General features: G+C 55.3%; 9 protein-coding genes. 1 reads left to right on the top strand and 8 read right to left on the bottom strand.

Annotated elements, in window-relative coordinates:
• Positions 1-483: 483 nt before the first annotated feature.
• The 3 genes from BQ17_RS21815 to BQ17_RS10815 form a co-directional block, all read right to left on the bottom strand.
• On the bottom strand, positions 484-636 hold the full coding sequence (locus BQ17_RS21815; RefSeq protein ID WP_165741514.1) for a hypothetical protein: 153 nt from the start codon (positions 634-636) through the stop codon (positions 484-486).
• Positions 637-783: 147 nt separating this feature from the next.
• On the bottom strand, positions 784-1122 hold the full coding sequence (locus BQ17_RS22625; protein ID WP_089726946.1) for a carbon-nitrogen hydrolase family protein: 339 nt from the start codon (positions 1120-1122) through the stop codon (positions 784-786).
• A 150-nt stretch (positions 1123-1272) separates the two neighbouring features.
• Positions 1273-1527, bottom strand: a complete 255-nt coding sequence (locus BQ17_RS10815; protein WP_089726944.1) for a hypothetical protein — start codon at positions 1525-1527, stop codon at positions 1273-1275.
• Between the two features lie 442 nt (positions 1528-1969).
• Between BQ17_RS10815 and BQ17_RS10810 the strand changes: the two genes are divergently transcribed.
• The gene (locus BQ17_RS10810) at positions 1970-2494 is read left to right on the top strand and encodes a Pycsar system effector family protein (protein ID WP_141699230.1); all 525 of its coding nucleotides are present in this window, start codon (positions 1970-1972) and stop codon (positions 2492-2494) included.
• 221 nt (positions 2495-2715) lie between these two features.
• On the opposite strand, the gene BQ17_RS10805 is transcribed toward BQ17_RS10810, so the two are convergent.
• The 5 genes from BQ17_RS10805 to BQ17_RS10795 form a co-directional block, all read right to left on the bottom strand.
• Positions 2716-4509: a tetratricopeptide repeat protein gene (locus tag BQ17_RS10805; protein ID WP_089726941.1), complete on the bottom strand. Its 1794-nt coding sequence runs from the start codon at positions 4507-4509 to the stop codon at positions 2716-2718.
• Between the two features lie 417 nt (positions 4510-4926).
• Positions 4927-5175, bottom strand: coding sequence for a hypothetical protein (locus BQ17_RS10800; RefSeq protein WP_089726939.1), 249 nt, complete (start codon positions 5173-5175; stop codon positions 4927-4929).
• Positions 5176-5710: 535 nt separating this feature from the next.
• Entirely contained in the window at positions 5711-5854 is a 144-nt protein-coding gene (locus tag BQ17_RS21810) for a hypothetical protein (protein WP_165741509.1), read from the bottom strand.
• A 471-nt stretch (positions 5855-6325) separates the two neighbouring features.
• A complete protein-coding gene (locus BQ17_RS20685) occupies positions 6326-6544 on the bottom strand; it encodes a hypothetical protein (protein WP_141699229.1) in 219 nt (72 codons plus the stop codon).
• On the bottom strand, positions 6541-6999 hold the full coding sequence (locus BQ17_RS10795) for a type II toxin-antitoxin system VapC family toxin (RefSeq protein WP_256091549.1): 459 nt from the start codon (positions 6997-6999) through the stop codon (positions 6541-6543). The genes BQ17_RS20685 and BQ17_RS10795 overlap by 4 nt, the downstream gene beginning before the upstream one ends.
• Positions 7000-7528 lie beyond the last annotated feature (529 nt).

Here is a 7528-nt window from a genome sequence, read left to right as displayed (position 1 = left end):
GGCAAACAGCACGGTAATAACGCCCCCCGCTTGGTTCCAAATCAGAGGCAGCGCGCTGCCGGCGCACTCCAAAGAGTCAGGTAGAAGGCCTGACCCACCTGCCCCGCTTCCAGGCCAAGGGCTTGTTTCAGCAGGAATTATCATTCGCGAGCCCTGCTTGGGGATCAAGGGGATGGCAAAGGATTTCCAAACGGTTAGCCTTCATGCGCCGGGAAGTCCGGAACGAAATTGTTCAGTGCCTTCTCAGAGAGGCATTACCTCGCACACATAGGCTATGTTATTGCCTTTGTCGCCTGGACAGACGGGGTTGTTGTCCCCGGTAGCGCCGCCGACAATGAATCCATGCGCGTCAGGCTTCGGTATTCCTTCGGGGTGCTGGTACCTAGTTTCGACCGATATTGCAAGTTCATAGTATCTGCTGGCTCACACACTTGGCTTACCCGCTCCAGTGTGTGGACTAGCAATATCGATCGAAACTAGGTACTAGTTGGCGATGACACAAAAGCTGTTGGACCGAATCCACAAATCTCTAGCGCGGTGTTCGTGGGCATGGATGCTGGAGGCATCCCCGAAGGCCAGCACGAGAAACCAGTCGGCGTTCACGTAGTTCCACAGGTCTTTGATGTGGCTGCCCACATCGCAGAAGTCCTTACAGATGGGTACTACGAACGAGCCGAGGGGGTGTCGAAGACATCGAGCCGGTTTCCCAACTCGATGTCTTCGGTCCTTTTACCCTTAACGTAGCAGGTGAGCTTCGTATGCGAGAGCACAAGGCCGCCATCTCTATCGAGCAACTGTGCTTCGTTGTAGACCCTGTTCCCTCTTTACATGAAACGATCCGGCGAGGACGAGAAGAAACGGGTGGTCGGGGTGCTCGTCCGCCAGCCACCGGCAGAGCCGCATACGAAGGGTGTGGGGCAGGGTCAGCTCGGGAAAGACGACAATGCGCGCTTTTTCCCGAGCGGCTTTTGCAAGCGCTTCTTTGACACTGTTCCATCTGTCGTCGTTGCTGGTTAGTTTGGTGGCTACGAGCACTCCGCGCTCCGGCCACTCGGGTTTTACACTATCGGTGAAAGAGACGGCGAAGACCTTGAAGGTACCGCCTTCCCGTATCCGGGCCAAGTGTTTGCCCAGATCTCCTCGCGCGGCGCTCGTCCTTTGAATCCGGATTCCGTTGATCTCACAAGGCGCAATCCAGTGACGGACGAGCCAATGCTCCAGCTTGTCGCTCTGTCTCGCTAGCGGCGCGGAGGCTGCCCGCTCGTGCGGACGTCAGAACACCCAGTATTGCCGGTCATCGAAACGGACCGACGGTGTCGGCGCGGCCAACGATGGCGGACCATACCTCTCCTTCAGGTAGTCTTCGATTCCTTGTAGGAAGGCGCACACCTGTCCCGGATACTCTTTTCTCGTCTTTTCCAACTGCTGCCGGGCGTCTTTGCCACGGGAGAGCACCTCTGCCACTTTCCCCCTGACTTTTTTGACTATTTCCAGATTGCGCCGTACAACCTTGTATGGATAGGTCATGGAGCGGCATGTTGCCTCGTAAGGTACACCAAATCCTCACCATCGCATGGTAGAGGGCCCGATTGTCGTTCACCTCCACGCCGAGGTCATTTACCACCTCCTTCATGAGGGCTGCCATCCTCTTATCCGCATCATTCTCGTTGGACATCACCGTTCCTCCGGGACTGATATAAGCCGGGTAGGTCAGGTTAGCCGCAGGGATGCGGCGTAACCCGACATGGCATAGCCCCCCACCCTCATGTCGGGTTACGGCGCGCCCCATCGTCGCAACAGACCCTAGCTTCAAAAAGCGCGCCTAACCCGACCTACATGGCTATCATAGGCCGTACAAGGGACAGTTTTAGCACATCTGCCATGGAAATATGCTATCGAGTACTCCCGTCGGATGAGTAAGTGGAGGTAGGGTTTCCCGCAAACTGAACCGATGCGCAGGGCAAACCATATGAAAGCAGAATCGACGAACCATCCGCACCCACAGGGGAATACGGGGCATTCTTGTGCCGAGGGTGACCCGGCCCGGTTCGAGATCGAGCACCTCCAGCGGGAGACGGAGCATTACTACCAGGCGGAATTGCAGCACGACCAAAGGGCAAGTTGGATCATGGGGGTTGCCGGTGTCTTGTTGGTTTTCGTGCTCCAAGCCCTCGGGGGTCCTTCGCCTGGGATGTGGCACGAGGCCGAAGGGTGGATGTGGACCTGCACGCTATTTTTGATGCTGACCGTCGTGCTCGCCGTGGTCAGCATGTGGCCGCTGGCGGGACATGAAGGGAGACAGTGGCGGCCTTTCGTTATGCCCCCAGGGCAAACGCGAAAGTATGTTGGGGACGAAAGACCCGTTGCCTGCCGGCACTGTGACGCGCACCGGCGGCGGGCCGAAAAGCACGCCATGTGGGTTATGTACACGCTGCTATTGCTTCTGGCAGCGCTGCTGTGCGCGTTCATCGGTGGCGTGATTGCCGCGTGGTAGGGGTCGACTATCAGCGGATCGGGGTACTAGCGGTGTGAATTGTCGGCCTAGAGCCGTTTGCAGATAATCTGGGCTCTTTGCAAACGAATGTGGGTTTGAGACCCCGGATCGCGCGTTCGTACTCATAATCGTAGCGTGCCGGCTGACCTGGCGGGGAGAGGCAGGCGCGTTTCCTGGATCAATTGCGTAATTCGCGTGATTCGTAGTTAAAACAGAAAACGCTACCAAGGCCGACTCTCTTGCAGGGGACCGCCGGATTGGCGCATGAACTGCATCTCCTCAAGCATGAACTGGTTGCGCATCAGCAAAGAAGGATCGCCCTCCACCTGCCGTAGGCGCTGTTCCATGATGGCCAGACCGGGGCCGCGTATCGGCAATCCGCCCAGCGCGGCCGCTGCGGCCTGCCGGGCATCCGGCTCCAGGTCGGACATGGGCTGCTCGCCGAGCTGATCGAAACGATCGACGGCCTCCGCCGCGCTTCCTTCCGGCGGTACATCCGGCAGTCCGTCCTGCGGTGACCGGTCGGGTCGTGCCCCACGGTCATCTGTCTGCTGCCGGTCCGGGCGCTCCTCGGCCTTGCCGGGCGTCTCCTGCGCTGTATCCGGACCTTGACCCTCTCCCCGCCCTTCCTCTTCGCCACCCTCGCTGGGGGACACTTCCAGCTGTTGCTCCTCACCCTTCCCTTGCTCGGGGCGTTGCTTTTCCTCACCCCCAGCGGCCTCCCGCTCGGGCTTTTGTTCCTGGTCACCGGCGGCCGCGTCTTCGGGCTTCGACTCCTCCCCTCCTTTGCTTTCCTCATCCCGGCGTTCTTCGTTCGATCCGGTCTGTTCGGACTGATCCTTCGGTTGCTCGCCGCCAGTTTCCTCTTCGGAGGTTTTCTGCTGCTCCTGGCCGCCCTCCTGTTGCTGGGACTCGCGTTGTTCTTCACCGCCCGTTTGGGTTTCCGCTTGCCTCTGTTCCTGATCGGATTCAGGGCCGGATTCGGCCTCCTGCTGTTCGTCTGTTTGTTTGCCCTTGCCCTCGGTTTCCTGCTCCTTTTTCTGCTGGCCCTCCTGGGGCTCAGTGGTCTCGGGTTCGGACTTGCCTTTCTGCTCCTGCTCGGACGCTTTGCCCTTCGCCCGCTCGCTATCCTCCGTCTGCTCTCCGTCGCTCGGTTCGCTGTCCTCTTTCGGCTCACCCTCTGAGGATTGCTGTCCCGATCCGCTTTGCTGTTGGGATTCCTGCTGCTGTTGCTGTTGTTGCTGTTCTTGTTTCTGCTGCTCTTGTTTTTGCCCCTGTTGTTGCTCTTGCTTCTGCTGTTCCTGCTTTTGCCCCTGTTGTTGCTCTTGCTTCTGCTGCTCCTGCTTTTGTCCTTGTTGTTGTTCTTGCTTCTGCTGCTCCTGCTTTTGTCCTTGTTGTTGCTCTTGTTTCTGCTGCTCTTGCTTCTGCCCCTGCTGCTTCTGCCTTTGTTCTTGTTCCTGTTTCTGCTGTTCCTGTTTTCGCTCTTGTTGTTCTTGCTTTTGCTGCGCTTGTTTTTCCTGTTCCTGCCGTTTCTGCTCCTGACCTTCCTGTCCTTCGTCCCCCCGGCGCTCCTCTTCCGCTTGATTCCGCTGTGCTTCCTTTGCCTTCTCGTATAACTCCTGCTCGATACGCGCGAGCATGGCCCGGGCCAGGGCCAGGTTATGGTGGGCGTCCTCGTGGTTCGGATTGGTGCTCAACACGGCTTCGTAGGCCGTCGCTGCCCCTGCGAAGTCGCCGAGCCGGAAGCGGGCATTGCCCAGGTTGTAGTGGGCGTCCTCTTTCGCGGCCGAGCGCTGTACTTGGCTGAAGGCAGTGGCGGCCTCTTGGTAGCGTCCAGACCGATAGAGGGCCACGCCGCGCCGGTAATCGTCGCCGAAACCCGCGGCGGCCTGCCCGTAATCGCCGGCCTGAAAGTGCGCGTAGGCCTCTTGCTCCTGGTTCAGAAACAGATCGGCCCGCGCCCCCGCGGCAAGCACCAGAGATAAGGCGGCAGTGATCAGCAAGATCTTTGTCATATCTTGGACTCGGGTTAAGTGCGTCCGCGAAAACTCACACCGGATGAGCAGTGAGTGCCGCGAACCGCATCTGCGATCGATGCGATTCGTTCCTTACCGCATCCTACCGGCTTCCCCCCAGAAATTCACCTGGGATGCGGTAAGCACCTGTCTACTGCCCCAGGGATGGGGCAGGCAGCGAACCGCGCATTGCCGGAATCTCAGCTTCAATGAAGCCATGGCTGCTGACCGTGAAGTAGAGGCGAAAAATTTCTCGCCCCTTTTTGATCCGCAGATTGCGTAGATTCTCACAGATGAAAACGAAACAATCTATGAAAATCTGCGCAATCTGCGGATCAAAAAGGTTGCAGCAGGCAGACAGGCTGCACTCTAACCAGAGCTTTGATTTTAATGTAGTTGACGTTTTTAGCGCTTGATCTACAGCAAACCAAGCTGTTGCCTAGCTTGCCGAATAGTAAGTACTCCTCTTCCTTTAGATCGTTGATCCAGAAGATTCATTAGCTTTTGATCTTTTCTGGTCAACTCTATCTCTCGATCAAAATTATCCATTTCTGCCAGAACAAACTCTCTTCCATCCGTTGCCTTTAAGATGATATTGTCGTGGCTTGCAAGATCTAGTGCGTCTTCGAGGTTAAGCGAGCCACTAGTTAATTCTATCGTTCTCATATGCAGTACTCCTGGCTTCGAATATAAAGTTTATTGTGTTCTTTCCAACCAACCGCATTGATTACAAGGGCACCTTGAAAAATACGATTTTCGTCAACAGCACGCTTGAATAATCAACGGGTTAGAATAGCCTGATTGGTGAAAACACCTATTTTTCAAGGTGCCCACAACATGTTTCTTTTCCGGATCAACATCGTAGAAAACACGGTATTTTGGGACCTGCAACTCCCAGCTTGATAGGTTATTTAGTCGCAATCTCTTTTTGTTTCGATCTTTCAGAAGCAGGGGCATTTCTTAGTTGTTCCTCTATCGAGTCTAAAATAGTTGTTCGCCAAGCGAATGGTCGGGGTCAGCGCCCATAGCAGCAAGTGGATCTCGGAAGACGGTGCCAGCTTCTCGAAGGTAACACCGTGTTTTTTGCGATTTGCTACCGCCTTCTACTCATCCCACTCATATTCCATCCTACGAACTCGAAATCGAACAAGGGAAAATAGGGACAGACCCTGAGGTATCCCCACAAAATCCGTCCTCGGCGTCAGCCGGCAAGGAGGACATCATGCTCGTTTGCGACCCACTGATCGGGCGGCCCGATCCTGCCGACCAGCTCATTGAGCACCTCGCGGCAGCTTGCCGGCCCTACCAACAGCCATGCGAGGAACAGCCGCGAGTATAGCCGCATCCGTCAGCTCTTCCGGGAAGGTCGATGGGCACGCTACGCCTGGTGCATCCGATCAAGCAGTCGCGGTTCGGAAACCTCCGGGGGACGGCCCAACCCTGGGACCCTCTCGATGGGCGCTTGCTTTGCCCATCCTACGGTTGCCCATCCCGCAGGCTGGGCAAAGGGACAAAGGACGCAAAGCGTAGGATGGGCAAAGCGGGGCGTGCCCATCAAATCCGGCTACAATTTGTTGTCTTATATGGAAATAATGTGGGGATACATCAGGGACAGACCACATTAGCCACCCTTCCAAACTATGAAGCGTGGTTCCAGTCAGCGCGCCATACGTGACCGGGACTACCTTCGTTCGAAGACTGCATGGAACTTGAATGGACGCGCCGGCTGAACCACACAATGCCCAAACGGCCTTTCCCGCAGGCTACCGACTTCTCTGCCTTGCACCGCATTGCCGGCACTCAAAACTTCTGGCGGCTAACGACCAATCTCACCGGTCGCTGCGGAGCGACAGCGGAACAGCGATCCGGTGGAGCGAAGTGCTAGCTGCCATTTTTGGGTGGAATCGTACCAGCCACCCCCTGCTTGTACTTGATGTGTTTTATAGTCATCGCATATGGCATCAAGATCGTAGTCAAATCTCTTCGAGTGCTCGTCTCGGATACGGCGGACTTCTTCAATAATTGGATCGTTCATACATTATCTCCCAGGAACTCTTCTGGAGAACAAATTTCCGGGCATGCCCACCCATGAGCTTCTACGATTTCCCTCACCTTCTTTCGAACAGAAGGGTTGTTTATATGTTTGAAGTTCCAGGTAACAATAACATCCATCCCGTTAGATGCGGCGACCGCTATATGAAGTGCACCCTCTGGACATTTCTTCGGGATTACTTCGCCCAGAAGAAATTTTCGTGCAAGCTCCTTTATTTCATCATCAATCTCAAGCACTTGAAATGCTTGTATTCTCTGTAACCGAAGCTTTGCTTGCGATTCATCTCCTTTTGATGCTTCTTGGATAACAATATCTGAAACAAACACGACGTAATCACCAAGATAACTCCAAAAATCCGATGTAGAAGCTTGGTGAGCTGCGACAACTATATTTCTCGATGGTCGAGCCACCAGATAGCTAACAACACTCGTTTCGATGTATATCTTTTACGTTATATTCTGGTATAGATGTCAAATCCGCTGTATCAGCTTTTGACCACTGCGGTGAAGTCCGACCACTGCTCAATGCGGAAGGCACGAATATCACGCACGGACTTCGGAAACCATGAACGGCTGCGCAAGGACTAGAGGGCGAGAAAGAGATTCGCCATGTCCTCTTCGTCGGTGATATAGGGGAAATAAAATGGGTGTCCTTTTCTTCAGAGACTGTGAAAGTATTCGTTTCCCCCGGAAGTGGCGGGGTGAGACCGCCATATTCCACGCTAAATCCTATACCACATGGGATAAGAAGGAAGATTTTGTGCTCAATTTAGGGAAATTGTGTCGTCCTGTCCCTTTGGATCTGAAAATCCAGGAATACTTTCACAGTCTCTCCAGCGTGGGAACGCTATCTTGTCCGCTCCAGCGGACGCAGCTCCTCGGTGCTGATCGGCGTTGGCGGTTAGCCTACCGAGGCGTTTAATCGACGCTGGAGCGTCGGGATCTGCTCCCACGCTGGAGCCTGGGG

This window comes from Candidatus Thiosymbion oneisti, assembly GCF_900092655.1.
Lineage (GTDB): Bacteria > Pseudomonadota > Gammaproteobacteria > Chromatiales > Chromatiaceae > Thiosymbion > Thiosymbion oneisti.
This window is presented reverse-complemented; position numbering and strand designations above follow the sequence as displayed.